The organism is Sphingomonas sp. Marseille-Q8236 (assembly GCF_965112005.1).
Genome location: NZ_CBCOPO010000001.1, coordinates 1,973,003 through 1,992,196, shown reverse-complemented (window position 1 = coordinate 1,992,196; position 19,194 = coordinate 1,973,003). Strand labels below are relative to the sequence as shown.

Sequence of the window (19,194 nt, the reverse complement as noted above, 5' to 3'; positions counted from 1 at the left end):
CCAGATGCAACGCATTCGATGCAATGTGACGGCAGGGCGTGGGAGGCCAATGGGTCAGCGCCTCCGCAATCCTAGTGGAGCTGGACCCCGGCCTCCGCCGGGGTGGTTACGGTTTTGGAGCGAGCTTTTAGTAAGCCCGCCCGATCAGCACCCGCTCTACGCCCGCGCGGCCGGTGAAGATGCAGGGGCCGTCATCGCATCCGGTCTGGCCCATCGGCGCGTTGCGGATGGTCAGCTTCAAGCCCTTCAGCTTCTCGACCACCTGCTCCAGTTCCTCACCGGTCGGCTTGGCCCAGCGGACATCGACCCAACCGGGGTTCTTCTGCCCTTCGGCGAAATGCGCCTCGACGCCCGCCCAATCGTCCACGGGGACGATCTGCGTCTTCAGCCGCTCGGCCGACTGGCGATGGAGTTCGCCCTGAATGTCGGCGAGCAGCGCCTCGATCCCCGACACGAAGTCGCCCCGCGGCTGCACGACCGAGTCGAGCTTGCCGTCCTCGCGGTACAGCCGGTCGCGGCGGATCACCGAGACGTTACCGCCCGCCATGTCACGCCCACCGACCTCGATGATGACCGGTGCGCCCTTCTTGACCCAGCCCCAGCGCTTGTTGGCGGCCTTTTGCGCGCGCGCATCGACCATCGCGCGGATCGGCTCGCCCAACGCGGACTGGCCCACCAGTTCCTTTTGCAGGTCGCGACAATAGCTCAGCAGCGCCTCGTCCTCGGGCTGGTCGCGCACCATCGGCACGATCACCACCTGCCACGGGGCGACCTTGGGCGGTACGCGCATCCCGTCATCGTCGCCGTGGACCATGATCATGCCGCCGATCATCCGGGTCGACACGCCCCAGCTGGTCGTCTGGGCAAAGTCCAGCCCGCCTTCGGCATTCTGGAAACGGATATTCTGCGCCTTGGCGAAATTGTCGCCCAGGAAATGGCTGGTCCCCGCCTGAAGCGCCTTGCCGTCCTGCATCATCGCCTCGATCGAATAGGTTTCGACCGCACCGGGGAAACGCTCATTCTCGGGCTTCTCGCCCGCGATGACGTGCATGGCGAGGCAGTCCTCGGCGAAGCTGCGATAGACTTCCAGCATCTGGATCGTCTCGGCGCGCGCCTCATCGACCGTGGCATGGGCGGTATGCCCCTCCTGCCACAGGAACTCGGCGGTGCGCAGGAACATGCGGGTGCGCATTTCCCAGCGGACGACATTGGCCCACTGGTTGATCAGCACCGGCAGGTCGCGCCACGACTGAACCCAGCGGGCAAAGGCGGTGCCGATCACCGTCTCCGACGTCGGCCGGACGACAAGCGGCTCTTCCAGCTTCGCCTCGGGATCGGGGACCAGCCCGCCCTTGCCGTCCGCGATCAGCCGGTGATGCGTGACGACCGCCATTTCCTTGGCGAAGCCGTCGACATGCTCGGCTTCCTTCTCGAAATAGCTGAGCGGGATGAAGAGCGGGAAATAGCAATTCTCATGCCCCGTCGCCTTGATGCGATCATCGAGCAGCCGCTGGATCCGCTCCCAGATGCCATAGCCCCAGGGGCGGATGACCATGCAGCCCCGGACGCCCGATTCCTCGGCCAGATCGCCCTCGGCGATGACGGACTGATACCAGGCGGAGAAATCCGCGTCGCGGGTGACGGACAGAGCATGCTTCATGCCCGCCCGATAGCGGCAAAGACCCGGTTTCGCCAAGAGGGCGGGCGCATGCGGCCTTTCGTCACGGCACCGCACGAGCTAGGAGCCCCCCAATGTCCGATGACCGCGTGCTCAAAGGCATCGGCCTGCGCCTGATCGCCATCTTCTTCCTGTCGACCATGTCGGCGCTCGTGAAGCTGGCCGAGTCGCGTGGGGCGACCTTGTCCGAAACCATGTTCTTCCGACAGCTTTGCGCGCTGCCGGTCGTTCTCGCCTTCGTCATGGCGGGGCCGGGGCTGGCGTCGCTGCGCACCACCCGGTTGAAGGGGCATGCCAAGCGGGCGATGGTCGGGCTGGTCGGCATGGTCTTCACCTTCGGCGCGGTCATGCTGCTGCCGCTGGCCGAGGCGACGACTTTCCAGTTCACCGTGCCGATCTTCGCCACCTTGCTCGGCGCGCTGGTGCTGGGGGAGAAGACCGGAATCCAACGCTGGAGTGCGGTTCTGGTCGGCTTTATCGGCGTGCTGATCGTGGTACGGCCGGGCGCCAACGACATGTCGCTGTTCGGAGCATTTGTCGGGCTGATGGCGGCGATGTTCGTGGCGATCGTCGCGATCGTGCTGCGTCAGTTGCGCGACGAACCCGCGACCACGACCGTCTTCTACTTCACCATCCTGACCCTGCCTTTCATCGCCCTGCCCTATGCCTTCCACCTGAAGATGCATGATCCGCTGACCTGGGTGGTGCTCGTCTCGATCGGGCTGGCGGGCGGCATGGGGCAGCTGGCGCTGACCGGCGCATCGCGGCTGGCCCCCGTCGCCGCCGTCGTGCCGATGGACTATTCAGGCCTGATCTGGGCGACCGTCTATGGTTGGCTGATCTTCGGGGCCTTGCCCACGGCCGGAACCTGGCTGGGTGCCCCGGTCATCATCGCCAGCGGACTGTTCATCGTCTGGCGCGAGCAGCGGCTGGGCAAGCAGCAGACGATCTCCGCCGCCGCGGAGGATTGACGTTATTCCTCCCCTGCAAGGGGAGGAATTGTTCACCGCACCTCCCACCGCGTCGGCGCATCCTTCTGCCAACCCGCACGGTGGAGCAGCGGGGTATCGTCGTCCCACTCGGCATGGCCGAGGCAGAGATAGGCGGTGAAGCTCCAGTCCTCAGGCACCTCGAAGATCCGCTCCATGGCGGCGGGGTCGAGGATCGAGACCATTCCCATGCCCAGATTGGCCGCCCGCGCCGCCAGCCAGAGCGTGTGGATCGCCATCGCGGTCGACTGGCGCAGCGTCTCGGGCATGGTGCGGCGGCCCAGGCCGTGCCCCTCCGCCGGATCGACATGGGTGAAGACCGCCAGCTGGACCGGCGCGGCGTCCAGGCCCGCCAGTTTCAGTGCGCGATACGCCGCGGCCTGTTCGTCGGCATAATCGGCCGCCGCCTCTTCGTCGCAGCGTCGGAAATCGGCGCGGACGGCGGCGCGCAATGCGGGGTCCTCGACGCGGATCACACGCCAGGGCCGGGCATTGCCGACCGAGGGGGCCAGCGCCATCGTCTCGGCCAGCTGCGCCAGCACCGCCTCGTCGATCGGATCGGTGCGAAAATGGCGGACGTCGCGGCGCCAGCGCAGGATCGTCTCCAGCGTCGTCGCGTCGCTTGTGTCAAAGCGCATGCTCGTCCCTTTTCCGCCCCGGAGCATCCTGCCCCGCTTGCGCGTTGCAGCACCAGGCTTCAATCGATTTATCTGTCATGAAGAAGGAGACCAAACGGCTGTGAGCGAACGGAAATTGATGCTGCTCGGCTGGATCGCGACCGCCACGGCGGTGGCCATGTACCTGTCCTATATCGACCAGATCCAGCTCAACCTGGCGGGCCAGAAGGGTTCGGTGATTCAGCCGCTGGCGACGATGGTGAATTGCGCGCTCTGGGTCGCGTACGGGTTTCTGCGCGAGAAGCGGGATTGGCCGATCGTCTTCGCCAATGCGCCCGGCGTGATCCTAGGCGGGATTTGCCTGTTCACGGCGTTTTGATCAGACAACTACCCTCACCCTTCCCACCCGCTATCGCGGGCGGGCCCAGTGCCGGGTGAACAGCGCCCCGCGCTGTTCAGTCCATGCCGGGGGCATGGACGACCCGTCACTCCTCTCCCATGGGGAGAGGGAGGGAGGCGCGAAGCGCCGGAAGGGTGAGGGCAGCTATGCGATCAGGCCGCCTTGTCCTTCCACACCAGCACGGGCTTGCGCGCGGCGAGCGTCTCGTCGAGGCGTGCGCGCGGCGCGAAGTGCGGCGCGGTCTTGAGCGACGGATCGCCCGCCTTGGCCCGCTCCGCCACCGACGCCAGCGCGCCGATGAACTGATCCAGCGCGGCCTTCGACTCGGTTTCGGTCGGCTCGACCAGCATCGCGCCGTGGACGACCAGCGGGAAATACATGGTCATCGGGTGGAAACCCTCGTCGATCAGCGCCTTGGCGACGTCGATCGTCGAGAAGCCCTCGGCCAGCCCCTCGTCCGAGAAGATGGCTTCGTGCATGCACGGGCCGCTCTTGGCGAAGGGGGCGTCGAGCGTGGTCTCCAGCGAGCGCAGGACATAGTTGGCGTTGAGCACCGCATCCTCGGCGACCTGGCGCAGCCCGTCCGCGCCGTGGCTGAGGATATAGGTCAGCGCGCGGGTAAACATGCCCATCTGGCCGTGGAAGGCGACCATGCGGCCGAAGCTGTCCGCATGATGGTCCTCGGCATTCTCTTCCTCGACCAGGCGGAAGCCCTCGCCCGTCTTCTCGACGAACGGCAGCGGCGCGAACGGCGTCAGCGCCTCCGAGAACACCACCGGCCCCGAACCCGGCCCGCCGCCGCCATGCGGGGTCGAGAAGGTCTTATGCAGGTTGATGTGCATCGCATCGACGCCCAGGTCGCCCGGACGCACGCGCCCGACGATGGCGTTGAAGTTCGCGCCGTCGCAATAGACATAGCCGCCCGCCGCATGGACCGCGTCGGAAATGTCCTTCAGGTCCCGCTCGAACAGGCCGCAGGTGTTCGGGTTGGTGATCATCACGCCCGCCACGTCCGGTCCCAGCCGCGCCTTCAGCGCCGCCGTGTCGACACGCCCGTCCGCGGTCGCGGGGATGTCCTCGACCGAGAAGCCCGCAAAGGCCGCCGTCGCCGGGTTGGTGCCGTGCGCCGATTCGGGGACCAGGATCACCTTGCGATGGCCCTCGCCGCGCTTCTCCAGCGCCGCCTTGATCGCGAGGATACCGCACAGCTCGCCATGCGCGCCCGCCTTGGGGCTCATCGCGACCGAGGTCATGCCGGTCAGCGTGACCAGCCAGTGCGCCAGCTGGTGAATGACCTCCAGCGCGCCCTGCACCGTATCGACGGGTGCCAGCGGATGAACGTCGCTGAAGCCCGGCAGGCGGGCCATCTTCTCGTTCAGGCGCGGATTGTGCTTCATCGTGCACGAACCCAGCGGGAACAGGCCGAGGTCGATCGCGTAATTCTGGCGCGACAGACGGGTGTAATGGCGGACCGTCTCCGGCTCCGACAGGCCCGGCAGGCCGATCGGGGCCTTGCGGGACAGGTCGCCCAGACGCGAACCTGCGACATCGCCCTCGGCGAAATCGACGCCGGTGGTCTTGTCATCGCCGATCTCGAAGATCAGCTTTTCTTCCAGCATCAGCGCGCGGTTGCCGGTGAAGGTCGCCTGCACTTCGCCGTCCTTGGCCTCGGGGCTCGTAGGCTTCCAGCCGCTCTGGTTGATCGTCATGCCAGCACCTCCTCAAGCGCTTGGGCAAGCGTCTCGATATCCTCCGCCGTCACCGTTTCGGTGACTGCCACCACCAGTCCGTTCGCGAGTGCATCCTCGCCCGGATAGAGCCGGCCGAGCGATACGCCCGCCAGCACGCCGCGCTCGGCGAGCGTCCGCACGACCGGACGCGCCTCGCGGCCCAGGTCGATCGTGAACTCGTTGAAGAACACGTCGTTGACCAGCTTGACGCCGGGCACCTTCGCCAAACGATCCGCCGCGCGGCAGGCATTGGCATGGTTGATCCCCGCCATGCGGCGCAGACCCGCCTCGCCCAGCAGCGTCATGTGGATCGAGAAGGCGAGCGCACACAGACCCGAATTGGTGCAGATGTTCGACGTCGCCTTTTCGCGGCGGATATGCTGCTCGCGGGTCGACAGCGTCAGCACGAAGCCGCGCTTGCCGTCCGCGTCCACCGTCTCGCCACAGAAGCGGCCCGGCATCTGGCGGATATACTTATCCTTGCAGCCCATCAGGCCCACGTAAGGCCCACCGAACTGAAGGCCGACGCCCAGCGACTGGCCCTCGCCGACGACGATGTCGGCGTCCATCTCGCCCGGACTGCGGATCGCGCCCAGCGCGACTGGCTCGGTCACGACGGCGATCAGCAGCGCCTTCTTGGCGTGGCAGGCCTCGGCCAGCGGGGTCAGGTCGGCGATGCGGCCGAGAATGTCCGGATACTGGACGACGACACACGAGGTGTCACCGTCGATCGCCGCGATCATCTGGTCGATATCGGTCTCGGCGGTCAGGACGGGCGTGCCGGTCTCCAGCGTGTCGCCGGTATACTTCGCCATGGTCTTGGCGACCGAGACATAATGCGGGTGCAGGCCCGAGGACAGGATCGCCTTCGACTTCTTGGTGATGCGCCGCGCCATGCCGATCGCTTCCCAGCATGCGGTCGAGCCGTCATACATGGAGGCGTTGGCGACATCGGTGCCGAGCAGGCGCGCGACCTGCGTCTGGAACTCGAACAGCATCTGCAACGTGCCCTGCGCGATTTCCGGCTGATAGGGCGTGTAGGCGGTCAGGAACTCGCCGCGCTGGATCAGGTGATCGACGCTGGCGGGGACATGATGGCGATACGCGCCGCAGCCCAGGAAGAAGGGCACGTCGCCCGCCACGATATTCTTGCGCGCGAGCGCGGTCATGTGCCGCTCGACCGCCAGTTCGGAGGCGTGGTTGGGCAGCCCTTCGATGGGGCCGGACAGGCGGGCGGATTCGGGCACGTCGACGAACAGGTCGTCGACCGATCCCGCGCCGATGACCGAGAGCATCTCGGCCCGGTCGGAAGAGGTAAGGGGCAGGTAGCGCATGCGTTCCATTTCTCCGCCCCTCACCCCGAAAACCTCGCGGATCGAGGGGTCATCGCCCTTCCCTTCTTCTCCCCTCCCGCAGGCGGGAGGAGTCGGGGGAGGGCAGTCGGCTTCAACAAGCCTGATGATCGGGGGAGAGCGAGTTCCCTCCCCCAGCCCCTCCCGCCTGCGGAAGGGGAGTAAGAAGGTTAGAGCTTCGCGACGAACGCGGCGTAGGCGGTTTCGTCCATCAGGCCGTCCAGCTCCGACACGTCCGACAGGGTGATCTTGAAGAACCAGCCCTCGCCTTCCGGATCGGTGTTGACCAGCGCAGGCTCGTCGGCCAGCTGGGCATTGCCCTCTATCACGGTGCCGGAGACGGGCGCATAGACGTCCGAGGCGGCCTTGACCGACTCGACCACGGCGGCCTCGTCGCCCTTGGACAGCTCGCGGCCTTCCTCGGGGACGTCGACGAACACGATGTCGCCCAGCGCACCCTGCGCATAATCGGAGATGCCGACCGTGCCGACATCACCGTCGACGTCGATCCACTCATGATCTTCGGTGAAATAGCGGCTCATGGTCACTTGGCTCCTGAACGAACGTAACGATGGGGGACGAACGGCATGGCCGTGACGGTGGCGTCATGGGTCTTGCCGCGCTGAAGAAGTTTGACGGTGGTGCCGGGGGCAGCCAGCTCGGTCGGCACATAGGCCATGGCGATCGGCGCACCCATCGAGGGGGCAAAGCCGCCGCTGGTCACGCGGCCGATGACCGAGCCGTCCTCGGCGACCACCGACGCGCCTTCGCGCACCGGCTGGCGACCCGCGACGGTCAGGCCGACACGCTTGACGGCGGGGCCGTTCTCGCGCTCGGCGAGGATACGCCCGGCCCCAAGGAAATCGGCCGCCTCGCGGCGCTTCTTGGCGAGCGCGAAGCCCAGATCGGCCATCACCGGCGTCGTCTCGGGGTCGAGGTCATGGCCGTAGAGCGGCAGACCCGCCTCCAGACGCAGCGAGTCGCGCGCGCCCAGACCGATCGGCTTCACTTCCGCCTGCTCGCACAGCAGATCGGCGAATGCGGCGGCGTGCTCGGCGGGGATCGAAATCTCGTAACCGTCCTCGCCGGTATAGCCCGAGCGGCTGATCCACAGCGGCACGTCGTTCCACAGGAAGTCGGCGGCGGTCATGAACACCAGCGCCTCGACGCCCGGCACGATCCGCGACAGCGCATCGACCGCCTTGGGCCCCTGGAGCGCCAGCAGCGCCTGCTCGTCGAGCAGGTTCAGCGTCGCATCGTCGGGAATGAAGTCGAGCAGATAGGCGATGTCGTCATACTTCGTCGCGCCGTTGACGACCATGTAGAGTTCGTCCGCGCCATCGAGGGTGCGCTTGGTCACCATCAAGTCGTCGAGAATGCCGCCATCTTCGTTCAGCAGCAGCGAATAGCGATTCTTACGATCGCCAAGGCCGGTGATGTCGCCCGGCAGGACTTTTTCGAGCGCGGTGATGACCGGGGCCAGGCCATTCTCGCCGGTGAAGACCACCTGCCCCATATGGCTGACGTCGAACAGGCCGGCCGACTCGCGGGTCCACAGATGCTCGGCCATGATGCCTTCATACTGGACGGGCATCTCGTATCCGGCGAACGGGACCATCCGGCCGCCGCGCGCACGGTGCCAGGCGTCCAGCGGCAGCGTCTGGATGATCTCCTGACCCTCGGGGGCGTCTTCTACATTCAGGTCGGTTGCGTCGCTCACGGGGCCGGTCTCCGTCAAAAGGGTGTCGGCTAGGGACGCGTGTGTCCTTATCCGATCCGATCCCCCTCTGTCACGGAACCTGAGAGCTTTCGCCGGAATTTCCGGCTTACCCCTTCGGTGGCGCCACGACCGGGGTCGAGGCGCGCTTTCCAGAGTGTCGATGGCGATCGCGCGGTCCCATTTGCCTGAGAGATTCCGGGGTGGTTGCTCCTTCGGCGGCCGGGTCTTGCCATCTGAAAGATGCACCCGGCGCTCTCCCGCGCGCGCCTATGTCGGACATGTCCGACATCGACGCCGCGCCCTCTGCCGGGCGCGTGGGTTCAAGTCAATTGGCGACAGCAAGGAGCATGCGCAAATATTGGGGATGGCGTCGCCAATATTCTTTCCCTGAGAGAAGAGTCGACAGGCCGCAGGCAAGACGCAGGGGGCTTCCACGCACGGTAACCCGCGTGGCAAGCCCCCCCGCCAGGAAGGACCGGATCAGCGCGTCGCGTTGTACCGCAGTTGCGCGTCGGTCAGCTGGAACCCGACCAGCGCCTCGAAGCTGGCGCTCGCCACCGCCTGGCGGACGTCGGGCTGGGTCAGCGGATCGACCGCCGCATCCTCGTCCCCGGCCTTGCGGCGGCGGGTCAGCTTTTCGCGAACCTCGTCGGGCAGCGTCGCCGCCGAACGCGCGACGGTGGCCGAGGCCTCGCCCGCCACCTGTCCGCGCGCCTGGCCCGCGTCGAAATGGACGTTGACGCGGCTGACCCGCTTGGCGACGACGTTCGTCCCGCCGCGGACGATCGCGATATAATAGGGCAAGGTTACGTCGCGCGCCGCGCTCGTGTCGGTGCGCCGCGCTTCGACATTGAAGGTGACGGTGGTCACGATGTCGGTTCCCGCATCGGCGCAATTGCCGCGGACATTGGTCATGCTGGCGACCAGATCGATCGACTTTTCGTCGGTCGCGCCCGGCGTCTTGAACAGCGTGACGTCGCCCGTCCCCGCCGCGACGCCCACCACCGGGCAGGCCGATCGGACGGCGGTGATGCCGCCCGAGGCATCGATCTCTCCGGTACGGGCGCAGCCCCCCAAGACGAGCGCAAGGGCGACGGAAACGAGGAGCGGTGCTTTCACAGGTCGAAACGCCTATTCTATATGCCGAAGCATGATGCCGGTTTGGCCGCCAGCATAGGAACCGGGTTGGACGCGCGCAAGCAATGGCGTAGAGCCGTGCCCATGACCGATGCCCCCAAGCCGCCGCTCGACCTGTTGATCGCCGCCCCGCGCGGATTCTGCGCCGGGGTGGACCGCGCGATCCGCATCGTCGAGCTCGCGCTCGAAAAGCATGGCGCGCCGGTCTATGTCCGGCACGAGATCGTCCACAACAAGTTCGTCGTCGACAGCCTGAAGGCCAAGGGCGCGATCTTCGTCGAGGAACTGGACGAGGTGCCGCCGCACGCGCATGTCGTCTTCTCCGCGCATGGCGTCCCCAAATCCGTGCCCGCCGATGCGGAGAATCGCGGCCTGGACTATCTCGACGCGACCTGCCCGCTGGTGTCCAAGGTCCATCGGCAGGCCGAACGGCTGGTGGAGATGGGGCGCCATATCGTCTTCATCGGCCATGCCGGGCACCCGGAAGTCATCGGCACCTTCGGCCAGGTGCCGCAAGGGTCGATGTCGCTGGTCGAGACGGTCGCCGATGTCGAAGCCTTCGCCCCTGCCGATCCCGACAATCTGGCCTTCCTGACCCAGACCACCCTTTCGGTCGACGACACTGCCGCGACGATCGAGGCGTTGCAGCGCCGCTTCCCGTCGATCCAGGGACCGCGCGGCGAGGATATCTGCTACGCGACCTCGAACCGCCAGGTCGCGGTCAAGGCGATCGCCGCCGAGTGCGACGCGGTGCTGGTGATCGGCGCGCCCAATTCGTCCAACTCGTTGCGACTGGTCGAGGTCGCCGAGCGGGCGGGCAAGCGCGCGCAACTGATCCAGCGTGCCGCCGATCTCGACTGGGCGTTCCTGGATGGGGTCAAGACGTTGGGCCTGACCGCTGGAGCCTCCGCGCCCGAGCTGCTGGTGCGCGAGCTGGTCGATCGCCTCTCCGAACGCTTCACCGTGTCGGAGCGTGAGGAAGAAACGACGCGCGAGACGATCGCGTTCAAGCTGCCCCGCGGGCTGGAAGCGGCCGCCTGATCCATGGCCGTCTATACGCAGGTTTCGGCGGAGGCGCTGTCGGCGTTTCTGGGGCGCTATGACGCTGGCGAACTGATCTCGGCCAAGGGCATCGCCGAAGGGGTCGAGAACAGCAATTATCTGGTCGACACTACGACCGCGCGGTTCATCCTGACGCTGTACGAAAAGCGGGTGGCGGCGGGGGACCTGCCTTTCTTCCTCGCGCTGCTCGACCATCTGGCGGCCAAGGGCCTGCCCGTGCCGCCCGCGATCAAGGACCGCGATGGCGTCGAGATCCAGGAGCTGGCAGGCCGCCCCGCCTGCCTGATCCAGTTTCTGTCCGGCGTGTCGCTGTCGCATCCCAGCCCGGCGCAGGCGCTGGCGGCGGCGGATGCGATGGGCGCGATGCACCGCGCGGCGGCGGACTTCCCGCTGAATCGCCCCAATTCGATGGGCCATGCCAGCTGGCGCCCCTTGTTCGCGCAATGCGGGCGCGATCTCGATCGGATTCAGCCAGGGCTGCACGACGCGATGGGTGAAGCGCTCGATGCGGTGCTCGACGGTTGGGACGCGCAAAGCCTCGACACCTGCGTCATCCATGCTGACCTGTTTCCCGACAATGTGCTGGTGCTGGGCGATCAGGTGACGGGGCTGATCGACTTCTATTTCGCCTGCACCGATTTCCGCGTCTACGACCTTGCCGTCATGCATTCCGCCTGGAGCTTCGATGCGACCGGCGAGACCTATGCACCCGAGATCGGCGCGGCGCTGGTCGAAGGATATGAGCGCCACTTCCCGCTGTCCGACACCGAGCGCGCGGCATTCGCGAAGCTGGCGATGGGCGCGTGCCTCCGCTTCGCGCTGTCGCGCGCCTGGGACTGGCTCAACACCCCCGCCGACGCGCTGGTGACGCGCAAGGACCCCCTGGCCTATTGGCGGCGCTATATCGCCTATCGCGACGGAAAGGCCGGACTGTGACTCCTGTCGAGATCGCCACCGATGGCGCATGCAAGGGCAATCCCGGCCCCGGCGGCTGGGGCGCGCTGATCCGGTCGGGCGCGCATGAGAAGGAATTGTCCGGCGGCGAGGCGCTGACCACCAACAACCGCATGGAATTGATGGCCGCGATCGAGGCGCTGAACGCGCTCAAGCGTCCTTGCGCGGTGACGCTGTCAACGGACAGCCGCTATGTGATGGACGGCCTGACTAAGTGGATCCATGGCTGGAAGCGCAATGGCTGGCGCACGGCGGACAAGAAGCCGGTCAAGAATGCCGAACTCTGGCAGGCTCTCGTCGCGGCCGCGGAGCGCCACCAGATCGAATGGAAATGGGTGAAGGGCCATGCCGGCCACCCGGACAATGAACGCGCCGACAAGCTGGCCAGCGATGCGGCGGAGACGTTTCGGAAATAGCTGCTGAAAAATGCATAAGTTGTCCATAGACCCCCCAATACTTGTCCATGAACCGGCCATAACTTGTCCACGGAATCAGCCAAGCTACTGAAAATGCGTGGTTCTCCATGGACAAGTTCGGTGCGCACGTACTGCACAATCCGAAGTTTCATGTGCGCATAAGCATTTTCAACGGTAGCTGGCTGCGTCGCAACCCATCCGGGAACAAATCCATGGACTTCTACCCACGGGCCATGCCTGTCAGCATTCAACCGGCGGTCGGCTTCTTCCGCGAGATCGTGGACGGTGAAATCACGACGTCGTGGTCCGATCTGACCAGTGCCCTCCTCGAGGATGCGGAAGCGGAAGCGGAATATGGGCCGCGTGATCCTCGCTGGTTCTTCACCGGCATCCAGTTCTGGGATGAAGGCTACCCGGCCACCAATTATCCAGGGGGTAGGCCCTTCCATGTCGGCATCAGCCTGACCCGCGAAGCAGCCGCCAATCCCAGGCTGGCCTACTATCAGCTCGCACACGAAATCATTCACGTCCTGGGTCCATCCGAGACGTTCGCGCCGGCCAACGTGCTGGAGGAAGGCATGGCCTACCGCTTCCAAGACGGGGTCAATGTCGCACGAGGCTTGGGCATGACTAACCCCATCGCCTCCTACGTCGACGCCCGCGCCGCGCTGGACGCCATGCTCGCCATCGAGCCGAACGCGGTGCGCATTATCCGTGCCGTCCATCCCGATGTCCGCGACGTCACCGCAACGGAGCTGGTGCAGCTGATACCTGGATTACCCGCAAACAACGCAAACAGTTTGTGCGGCCCTTTCATCCGCGGTGAATGATCAACACTACGCCGAGTGGCTACGGCCAACATCATCAGGCCTTGTCCGCAAATACGACGTTTCGAAGTTGGAAACCGAATCACCTCTAACGTCGATACGTGCCAGTCGATTCGCATCCTGAAAGTCCTACACGCAGGCTGATCTTCCCTGGCACGGCTTCGCGTTTACCATCTTTGTTCGCGTACATGACTTGTTCCACGCGACCGCCGCCCCTAGCTTCCAATCGTTTTGGACTAGGAACGGTCTAATAGATGGTTGATTGGGCGCCCGGCTTCGACATCTCCGACACTCCGATAAGGAGGGTCGTCGGCCGTTCCGCATCCGTCACCAACGGCTGGCATCGAACCGCAAAGAATCCAAAGGAATTCTGCGCAGCCGAGTCCACCGGTGAACTCGAGTTCCTCATGCTCGCCGAGATGGATCCCGGCGTGACCGCGATCCGCCCCCAGCCGACGACCGTCACTTTCCTGCATAAGAACAAGGTCGCCCATCACGTGCCGGACTTCGCCGTCATGGAGCGCGGCGAAGGCGTGATCTACGAAGCCAAGAGCCAGCGCCAATACGAGCGCCCCGATGTTCTCGAACGCCTGGCGGACGCCGCCGCCGCCGTCGAAGCCAAGGGGTGGCCCTATTTCGTCGTGCTCAAGCAAGACATCACGGCCGATCGACGGTATCACAACGTGCAGGCGGTGTGGCGTCGCTACCGGCGCAATTTCACCGAAGTCCAAAAGCTCGCCGTGCAAGGCGCCGTTCTCCACGGTGAACGCATCATCGCCGATGTCGTCGCCGCACTTTCCGGGGCCGCCGCCCCGACGGTCGAGACCATCCTCTCGCTCGCCGCCAACGGTCACGTCTACATCGACTTCGACGCGCCCGTCGGCATCGGCAGCACGATCCGCCATCCCGATCCAGCGGCCCTGCCGGATCCTCTCATCCCCCGCCGGAAACCGGCCGACGATCTTCGACGGATGGCCGGGGCATGAGTTACATCAACATCGTCGACGGCGCCTTCATCGACTATCGCAACGGTCGCTGGAACTACGAGCGGCGCCAGGACCATCTGCTCGAGTGGCGGCAGGTCCGCACCTTCGAGCATCTGCTGCTCTCCGACCGAGAGATGCAGAAGCTGATCCGCACGGGCGAACTTCGACTGTACAACGGCGACGGCAAGCCGCCAGCCGAGGGTCAGGAATCGCGGATCCACGGACAGCGGCAGCCTAGCGACGTCGATTGGGAGGAGGCCGGTCGACGACTCATCTACGTCCAGGCCATCCACGACGCCAATCTGTTTAGGCCCGGCACCGCGGTCTCGGACTGGAACCGCGAGATCGAGCACGTCTTCGCCACACACGGGAGCGGATGGGTCGAGCTACGGGGCGAATGCAAGGGAGGTCCCGCTCGTCGCCCCAACTACAGAAGCGTACGACGCTGGGTGGCGGATGGCGGACGCAAACCGACCCAGCGCAAGCTGCTGCCCAAGAACCGGTTCAAGGGAAACTATTGCGACCGGCTGCCCAACGCGCTGCGCAAGTTCATCCACGACAGGGTTGAGAAGCACTATCTGCGGCGCCCCGCCATCACGCTGGACATGCTGAAGACCATCATCCACGTCGAATTGAAGACGTTCAACGAGAAGCGTGTCGCCGCTGGAGAAAGCGTGCTCGATCCGCCCGGCGACACCGCCATCCAGTCATCGATCGACAGCGTTCCGAAGGATGAGGTGCTTCGACGCCGGTACGGCGACATGGCCGCATTCCTCGGGTACGGGTCGGCCGAGGCGCAGGAGGATCCCGAGGCGCCGCTCGACCGGGTGGAGCTCGACGCCACGCCGTGCGACCTGTTCGTCGTCGATCCCGACACCGGCCTGCCGATCGGACGCCCGACGCTGGTCGTGGCGATCGACCGCTGCACGCGCATGATGCTCGGCTGGTTCGTCACCTTCGAGAAGCCGAGCGTCCTGGCGCTGATGCAGTGTCTGCGCCACGCGATCCTGTCGAAGGACTATCTCGACGAGATGCGCGAAAAGCATGGCTGGGCGATCGAGAACGAATGCGAGGCCTTCGGCGTACCCCGGGTCCTTCGCGTGGACAGGGGGCGCGAGAACATCGCCGAGCACCTGGCCCGTTTCGCCGTGCGCGCCGGCATCAGCCGCGTCGAGATCACGGCTGGCAAGAAGCCCTGGCTCAAGGGGGCGGTCGAGCGCGTCATCAAGACGATCTCCGAACGCGTCTTCCATCCGACCCAGGGCACCACGTTCCACAACGTGCTCATGCGCATGGGGTACAACCCGCAGACGGATGCCGTCTGCACCCCCGCCGACCTGGACTACGCGCTGCACAAGTTCTTCATCGACGTATATCCGTTCGAGCAGCGTCGAAGCCTGAACAACCGGCAGGCCATCGCGGTCTGGCGCGACAAGACCCGCACCTTTCCCGTCGAGAGCATCGGCTCCATCGAGCAGGTCGCGCATCTCTTCGGCCGCACCGAGTTCGCCAAGCCTGGCCGGCACGGCATCCATTACGAGAACATGCAGTACTTCTCGTCCGAACTGCTCGCCCTGCTGACGAACGCGCAGTTCAAACATGCGCTCGCGGATCAGGGCGGCAAGATCGAATTCCATGTCGATCCCGGCGACCTAAGCCAGATACACGTCCGCCTTCCCCATCTCGGCGGCCAGACCCTCAACGTGCCCGTAGCGCCCAAGTGGACGCGCTATGCGACCGGCTTGTCCATATGGCACCACCGGCGCATCCGGGAATACGCATCCGAGGAGGCCCGAGGAGACGCCGAAGCCCTCCTGCAGGCCAAGTACGATCTCATGAAGATCACGAAGGGCACGGGCCTCGCCAAACGCGGTGGTCTTCGAGCGCGCGGCATGTCGGCCCGGATGGAGGGTCTCATGCGCAGTTCCCGTGCGGGCACCGACGCGAGGACGACTTCCGACGTAATCGCGGACACGCCCGTGTCGACATTCACCACCGCGACGACGATCCCACCGAATGAAGTTTCCCATCCGTCAGCCGCGAACGATCCGATCGTGACGACCAGCGTCCCGCCTGCGTCCGACGACAGCATGCCGCCTTCCGTCGCCGAGACGGACATCGCCATCAACGAGGGGCAGGCGGTGCGCCGTCATGCCCGGAAGGGATATCGTCCGTGATCACGACCGCGACCGCTGAACTGACTTGCCAGCACGAAGATGCCGAGAGCATTCCCTGGTCGCAAGCCCCGGCGTCCGCACGCTTGGAGCAGCTGGGCCGCATCTTCGTGGACCGCGACGTCACGCAGATCGTGTTCGACGTCATCGAGGCGGCGCGCGCCGACCGCCAGATCTACCCCGAAGCCAAGAACGTGGTGATCGTGGGGGAGACGGGGGTTGGAAAATCCGAGATCGCGAAGCGCTATCTCGCCGCCAATCTCGAGCGCGTGGATCCCGAAACCGGCAACATCGTGCGCCCGGTCCTGTACGTCGACGTGCGGGACTCCTCGACGCCGCGGACCCTGGCGCGGGCGATGCTGCGAAGGCTGATGCGTCGCAGCGGTCTGGACAACGACGCCGACTGGGTGGATTCGCCGGACGAGGCGGCGATCGCCGCCAAGCAGGTCGAGGACGAGGACAAGCGTCAGTTCGTCGAGGGTGCCGCGGCCGAACTCACCTATCAGCTCAAGAAGCAGATGGTCGGGCAGAAGGTGGAGGTCGTCATACTGGACGAATTCCACAACACGCTGAAGGACGACGGCGAGGGCACGCTCAACCGCGTCGCCAACTGGACCCGGGACTTCGCGAAGACGAAGGAACGCACCGCCCGGGCGCCCGACGGCACGGTGGCGGAGAACATCGTCATCGTCATGATGGGAACCCACAAGGTCCGCAGCATCGTCGATCCGACCCGGCATCCCGAACTGTGCAGCATCTCGCCGTACCGCGTCGAAATACCGCGCTATCGATACCGCACGATCGACGAGAAGAAGGATTTCCGCCAGTTCCTCGATGATCTCGACACCGTGCTGCCGTTCGATGCCGACAGCAATCTCGGCTCGGCCGTGCTCGCCGACAAGATCCACATCGCCACGTTCGGGCTGCTGCGTCAGGTCGGCCAGATCATCGGCAAGGCCGGCGAACTGGCGATCGCCGACGGATCCGACCACATCCACGAGCACCATCTGCACCGCGCGGTGGTGCTGCTCCCCGGGGTGCTTGAAGCCGCCATGCTCAGCGAGGAGAGCACGAAGGCCGAGAAGGCCCTGGCCACGAACCCGTTCACGCCGCCACTGCTGCCCGACAAGCCGGTCGAGCGCCGGCGTTCGACCTATCGGCCGTCATGAAGCCGACCGCCCTTCCTCTGGTCATCCGCCCGCTCGTGGGCGAGTCCGGTCTGAGCTTCGCATCCCGCCTTGCCGACGCGAACGGAATCGCGCTCGTCACGCTTCTGCGCGACGTGGCCAAAGGCCGGCCGCACGATGCCTGGTCCGACGAGCAATGGGAGCGACTGGCGCTGCGTTCCCTTCTTCCGCTCGAAGCCATGGAGCCGATGCGTGCGCGGCCCGCGGGCGTGCCGAGCGCTCCGGCGACCGTCAGGTTTCTCGAAAAGGCGGTGAACCCACAGTACTTGGTCAAGAGCCGGCTGCGTATCTGTCCGACATGCATCGGTGAAAGGCGCATGCTGAAGGAGGCCTGGCGTCTGGTCCACCACGTCGCATGCTCCGATCACGGCGTGCTGCTGATCGACACCTGCGAATGCGGAAGGACGATCGATACCGCCTCGCGGCATCTCGACCCGTTCCACTGCCTGTGCGGGAAGCCGTTCGCGGACAACGCCGTGACACCCGCATCGGAGCTCGCCGTGAAGGGCGCGCAATGGATGATCCAGGCATTCGGCGCCGGAACGCTGGCCATCCAGCCTCGCCTCTGGCTCGTCAAAGGCGGCCGTCTGGGATTGCCCTTCTCAGTCATGGAGCCTCACGACATCATGGGCGTCATCGACATCATCGGACAGGCGGCGATCACCCCAGCCGAAGATGACGATCGGGTCACGCCGCAGAAGCGGTGGAGCAAGGGCAACCTGAACGGTCGGCGCGATCTGCCGACCTGCGTGCGGCAGGTGGAAGCGGCCATGGAGGTCCTTCACGACTGGCCGCATGCCTATCGTCGGCTGCTTGCCGACGTCGCCGGTCGAAACACCGATGCCGGGCAGCGTCGTCCCCGGGATCTGTTCGCCACGCGCATCGGGCAGTTGATGCTGACGCCCTACCGCGGTCTGGACGGCCAGCCCATCGGCGCGCTGCAGGACGAGGTCGACGCGTTCCTAGAAAGGCGGGGCTACAAGCTGCGGCAGAAGATCCCCACCCGTTCCAGCGCCACGGCCCGGTCCATCCGTGCGACCATGCCCCGTTCCCGCGTGGCACGATCGCTCGGCCTGAAGGACAACAACGCGATCCTGGCCCGGGTGTACGCCGAGACGCTCGCCGCGTTCGATGAGCGCGACGATCTGCCCGATGACGCGATGAAGCTCGGTGCGCTGGTCGTCGACGAGATCCGGCGGCGGCTCGCCACGGCACAGGAGCACATGTCGCCAAGCGCCATGTCCGAGTACCTGAACCACCCCGACATCGCCACATACTCCAACCTCTGGCTCAACGCCGGCCTCATCACCCCCATCGAGCCCGACCGGTCGGTGTCGTCGTTGGTCAAGGGACACGCCTTCCTCAGGTCGGATGTGGTTCGGCTGCGATCGCGCATCGCCGATGCGGCCACGATGGTGAGCGAGGCAGACATTCCCGATGGCTTCGAGCCCTATTCCGCAGCATCCAGAGCCGGGGTCGACGCGGCGTACACGGGATCGCATCTGCTGCTCGACATCCTGTCGGGCGTCGTGCCCAGCGTGCGTACGGTAACCGAACCCCGGCTCACCGACCTCTACCTCCATACCATCATCGCACGTCGGCGGGCTCTCGCCGCCAGAGTGTCCAGGATGATCGACCGCGACCAATACGCCGGCACGTCATACGTCGAGTACGTCCTGGCGATGCTGTGGCCTGCCCGGACCGAGAAGCTGACGATCGACTTCAACCGGCGATTGCGGACCGACAAGGCGATTCGCATCGAGACGAAGACCAACACGACCGAAGGGCGCAGTCGGCCGATGTACTGGTACTCGCTGGTCGATCACATGCTGCGGTCGTTCGATCTCGAGGGTCCGTCGATCTCGGCCGACGTCGACGATCAGCTGCGAGCCGAGGGCGAACGCCGGCGTCAGAAAGATGCCAAGGGGGAGGAAGCCTCTTCCAGCGGCTGAGCCGGGCGGCGGA

Annotated in this window: 17 protein-coding genes and 1 riboswitch; of the genes, 10 read left to right on the top strand and 7 right to left on the bottom strand. The window is 65.6% G+C overall.

Annotated features, from left to right (window positions below):
* Positions 1-127: 127 nt before the first annotated feature.
* Positions 128-1,660 (bottom strand): proline--tRNA ligase, encoded by a 1,533-nt coding sequence (gene proS, locus ACWPWT_RS09590; RefSeq protein WP_454279456.1) that lies wholly within the window; start codon positions 1,658-1,660, stop codon positions 128-130.
* Between the two features lie 92 nt (positions 1,661-1,752).
* Here proS and ACWPWT_RS09585 point away from each other — a divergent pair, with 92 nt between their 5' ends.
* Entirely contained in the window at positions 1,753-2,649 is an 897-nt protein-coding gene (locus ACWPWT_RS09585) for a DMT family transporter (RefSeq protein WP_454279455.1), read from the top strand.
* A 32-nt stretch (positions 2,650-2,681) separates the two neighbouring features.
* Here ACWPWT_RS09585 and bluB read toward each other — a convergent pair whose 3' ends face one another.
* Positions 2,682-3,305: a 5,6-dimethylbenzimidazole synthase gene (gene bluB / locus ACWPWT_RS09580; protein ID WP_454279454.1), complete on the bottom strand. Its 624-nt coding sequence runs from the start codon at positions 3,303-3,305 to the stop codon at positions 2,682-2,684.
* 100 nt (positions 3,306-3,405) lie between these two features.
* Here bluB and ACWPWT_RS09575 point away from each other — a divergent pair, with 100 nt between their 5' ends.
* Positions 3,406-3,663: a SemiSWEET family transporter gene (locus ACWPWT_RS09575; RefSeq protein ID WP_056434416.1), complete on the top strand. Its 258-nt coding sequence runs from the start codon at positions 3,406-3,408 to the stop codon at positions 3,661-3,663.
* A 173-nt stretch (positions 3,664-3,836) separates the two neighbouring features.
* Here the strand turns inward: ACWPWT_RS09575 and gcvPB are convergent, their stop codons facing one another.
* The 5 genes from gcvPB to ACWPWT_RS09550 all read right to left on the bottom strand — a co-directional run bounded on the left by gcvPB (position 3,837) and on the right by ACWPWT_RS09550 (position 9,605).
* Positions 3,837-5,393, bottom strand: a complete 1,557-nt coding sequence (gene gcvPB, locus ACWPWT_RS09570) for an aminomethyl-transferring glycine dehydrogenase subunit GcvPB (RefSeq protein ID WP_454279453.1) — start codon at positions 5,391-5,393, stop codon at positions 3,837-3,839.
* Positions 5,390-6,748, bottom strand: coding sequence for an aminomethyl-transferring glycine dehydrogenase subunit GcvPA (gene gcvPA, locus ACWPWT_RS09565; RefSeq protein ID WP_454279452.1), 1,359 nt, complete (start codon positions 6,746-6,748; stop codon positions 5,390-5,392). The genes gcvPB and gcvPA overlap by 4 nt, the downstream gene beginning before the upstream one ends.
* Positions 6,749-6,936: 188 nt before the next feature.
* Positions 6,937-7,308, bottom strand: a complete 372-nt coding sequence (gene gcvH / locus ACWPWT_RS09560) for a glycine cleavage system protein GcvH (protein WP_454279451.1) — start codon at positions 7,306-7,308, stop codon at positions 6,937-6,939.
* Between the two features lie 2 nt (positions 7,309-7,310).
* Positions 7,311-8,486 carry a glycine cleavage system aminomethyltransferase GcvT gene (gene gcvT / locus ACWPWT_RS09555; RefSeq protein ID WP_454279450.1) on the bottom strand — a complete coding sequence of 392 codons (1,176 nt, stop codon included), beginning with the start codon at positions 8,484-8,486 and terminating at the stop codon, positions 7,311-7,313.
* 162 nt (positions 8,487-8,648) lie between these two features.
* Positions 8,649-8,756, bottom strand: a riboswitch (glycine riboswitch).
* A gap of 210 nt (positions 8,757-8,966) precedes the next feature.
* Complete coding sequence (locus ACWPWT_RS09550; RefSeq protein WP_261269178.1) at positions 8,967-9,605, bottom strand: hypothetical protein; 639 nt, start codon at positions 9,603-9,605, stop codon at positions 8,967-8,969.
* A gap of 102 nt (positions 9,606-9,707) precedes the next feature.
* On the opposite strand from ACWPWT_RS09550, the gene ispH reads away from it, so the two are divergent.
* From ispH to ACWPWT_RS09510, 8 genes are all read left to right on the top strand, one after another.
* A complete protein-coding gene (ispH, locus tag ACWPWT_RS09545; RefSeq protein ID WP_454279449.1) occupies positions 9,708-10,664 on the top strand; it encodes a 4-hydroxy-3-methylbut-2-enyl diphosphate reductase in 957 nt (318 codons plus the stop codon).
* 3 nt (positions 10,665-10,667) lie between these two features.
* Positions 10,668-11,621 carry a homoserine kinase gene (gene thrB, locus ACWPWT_RS09540; RefSeq protein WP_454279448.1) on the top strand — a complete coding sequence of 318 codons (954 nt, stop codon included), beginning with the start codon at positions 10,668-10,670 and terminating at the stop codon, positions 11,619-11,621.
* Entirely contained in the window at positions 11,618-12,055 is a 438-nt protein-coding gene (gene rnhA, locus ACWPWT_RS09535; protein WP_261269181.1) for a ribonuclease HI, read from the top strand. The genes thrB and rnhA overlap by 4 nt, the downstream gene beginning before the upstream one ends.
* Positions 12,056-12,162: 107 nt before the next feature.
* The gene (locus tag ACWPWT_RS09530) at positions 12,163-12,885 is read left to right on the top strand and encodes a hypothetical protein (RefSeq protein WP_454279447.1); all 723 of its coding nucleotides are present in this window, start codon (positions 12,163-12,165) and stop codon (positions 12,883-12,885) included.
* A 251-nt stretch (positions 12,886-13,136) separates the two neighbouring features.
* Entirely contained in the window at positions 13,137-13,868 is a 732-nt protein-coding gene (locus ACWPWT_RS09525) for a TnsA endonuclease N-terminal domain-containing protein (RefSeq protein ID WP_454279446.1), read from the top strand.
* Positions 13,865-16,045 (top strand): hypothetical protein, encoded by a 2,181-nt coding sequence (locus tag ACWPWT_RS09520; RefSeq protein ID WP_454279445.1) that lies wholly within the window; start codon positions 13,865-13,867, stop codon positions 16,043-16,045. Before ACWPWT_RS09525 ends, ACWPWT_RS09520 begins: the two co-directional genes overlap by 4 nt.
* Positions 16,042-17,211, top strand: coding sequence for an AAA family ATPase (locus ACWPWT_RS09515; RefSeq protein ID WP_454279444.1), 1,170 nt, complete (start codon positions 16,042-16,044; stop codon positions 17,209-17,211). The genes ACWPWT_RS09520 and ACWPWT_RS09515 overlap by 4 nt, the downstream gene beginning before the upstream one ends.
* Positions 17,208-19,181: a TniQ family protein gene (locus ACWPWT_RS09510; protein WP_454279443.1), complete on the top strand. Its 1,974-nt coding sequence runs from the start codon at positions 17,208-17,210 to the stop codon at positions 19,179-19,181. Before ACWPWT_RS09515 ends, ACWPWT_RS09510 begins: the two co-directional genes overlap by 4 nt.
* Positions 19,182-19,194 lie beyond the last annotated feature (13 nt).

Excerpts from the sequence above, each read along its gene's own strand:
- proS (WP_454279456.1), bottom strand. The coding sequence starts at position 1,660 with ATGAAGCATGCTCTGTCCGTCACCCGCGACGCGGATTTCTCCGCCTGG.
- ACWPWT_RS09585 (WP_454279455.1), top strand. The coding sequence starts at position 1,753 with ATGTCCGATGACCGCGTGCTCAAAGGCATCGGCCTGCGCCTGATCGCC.
- bluB (WP_454279454.1), bottom strand. The coding sequence starts at position 3,305 with ATGCGCTTTGACACAAGCGACGCGACGACGCTGGAGACGATCCTGCGC.
- gcvPB (WP_454279453.1), bottom strand. The coding sequence starts at position 5,393 with ATGACGATCAACCAGAGCGGCTGGAAGCCTACGAGCCCCGAGGCCAAG.
- gcvPA (WP_454279452.1), bottom strand. The coding sequence starts at position 6,748 with ATGCGCTACCTGCCCCTTACCTCTTCCGACCGGGCCGAGATGCTCTCG.
- gcvH (WP_454279451.1), bottom strand. The coding sequence starts at position 7,308 with ATGAGCCGCTATTTCACCGAAGATCATGAGTGGATCGACGTCGACGGT.
- ispH (WP_454279449.1), top strand. The coding sequence starts at position 9,708 with ATGACCGATGCCCCCAAGCCGCCGCTCGACCTGTTGATCGCCGCCCCG.
- thrB (WP_454279448.1), top strand. The coding sequence starts at position 10,668 with ATGGCCGTCTATACGCAGGTTTCGGCGGAGGCGCTGTCGGCGTTTCTG.
- ACWPWT_RS09530 (WP_454279447.1), top strand. The coding sequence starts at position 12,163 with ATGGACAAGTTCGGTGCGCACGTACTGCACAATCCGAAGTTTCATGTG.
- ACWPWT_RS09525 (WP_454279446.1), top strand. The coding sequence starts at position 13,137 with ATGGTTGATTGGGCGCCCGGCTTCGACATCTCCGACACTCCGATAAGG.
- ACWPWT_RS09520 (WP_454279445.1), top strand. The coding sequence starts at position 13,865 with ATGAGTTACATCAACATCGTCGACGGCGCCTTCATCGACTATCGCAAC.
- ACWPWT_RS09510 (WP_454279443.1), top strand. The coding sequence starts at position 17,208 with ATGAAGCCGACCGCCCTTCCTCTGGTCATCCGCCCGCTCGTGGGCGAG.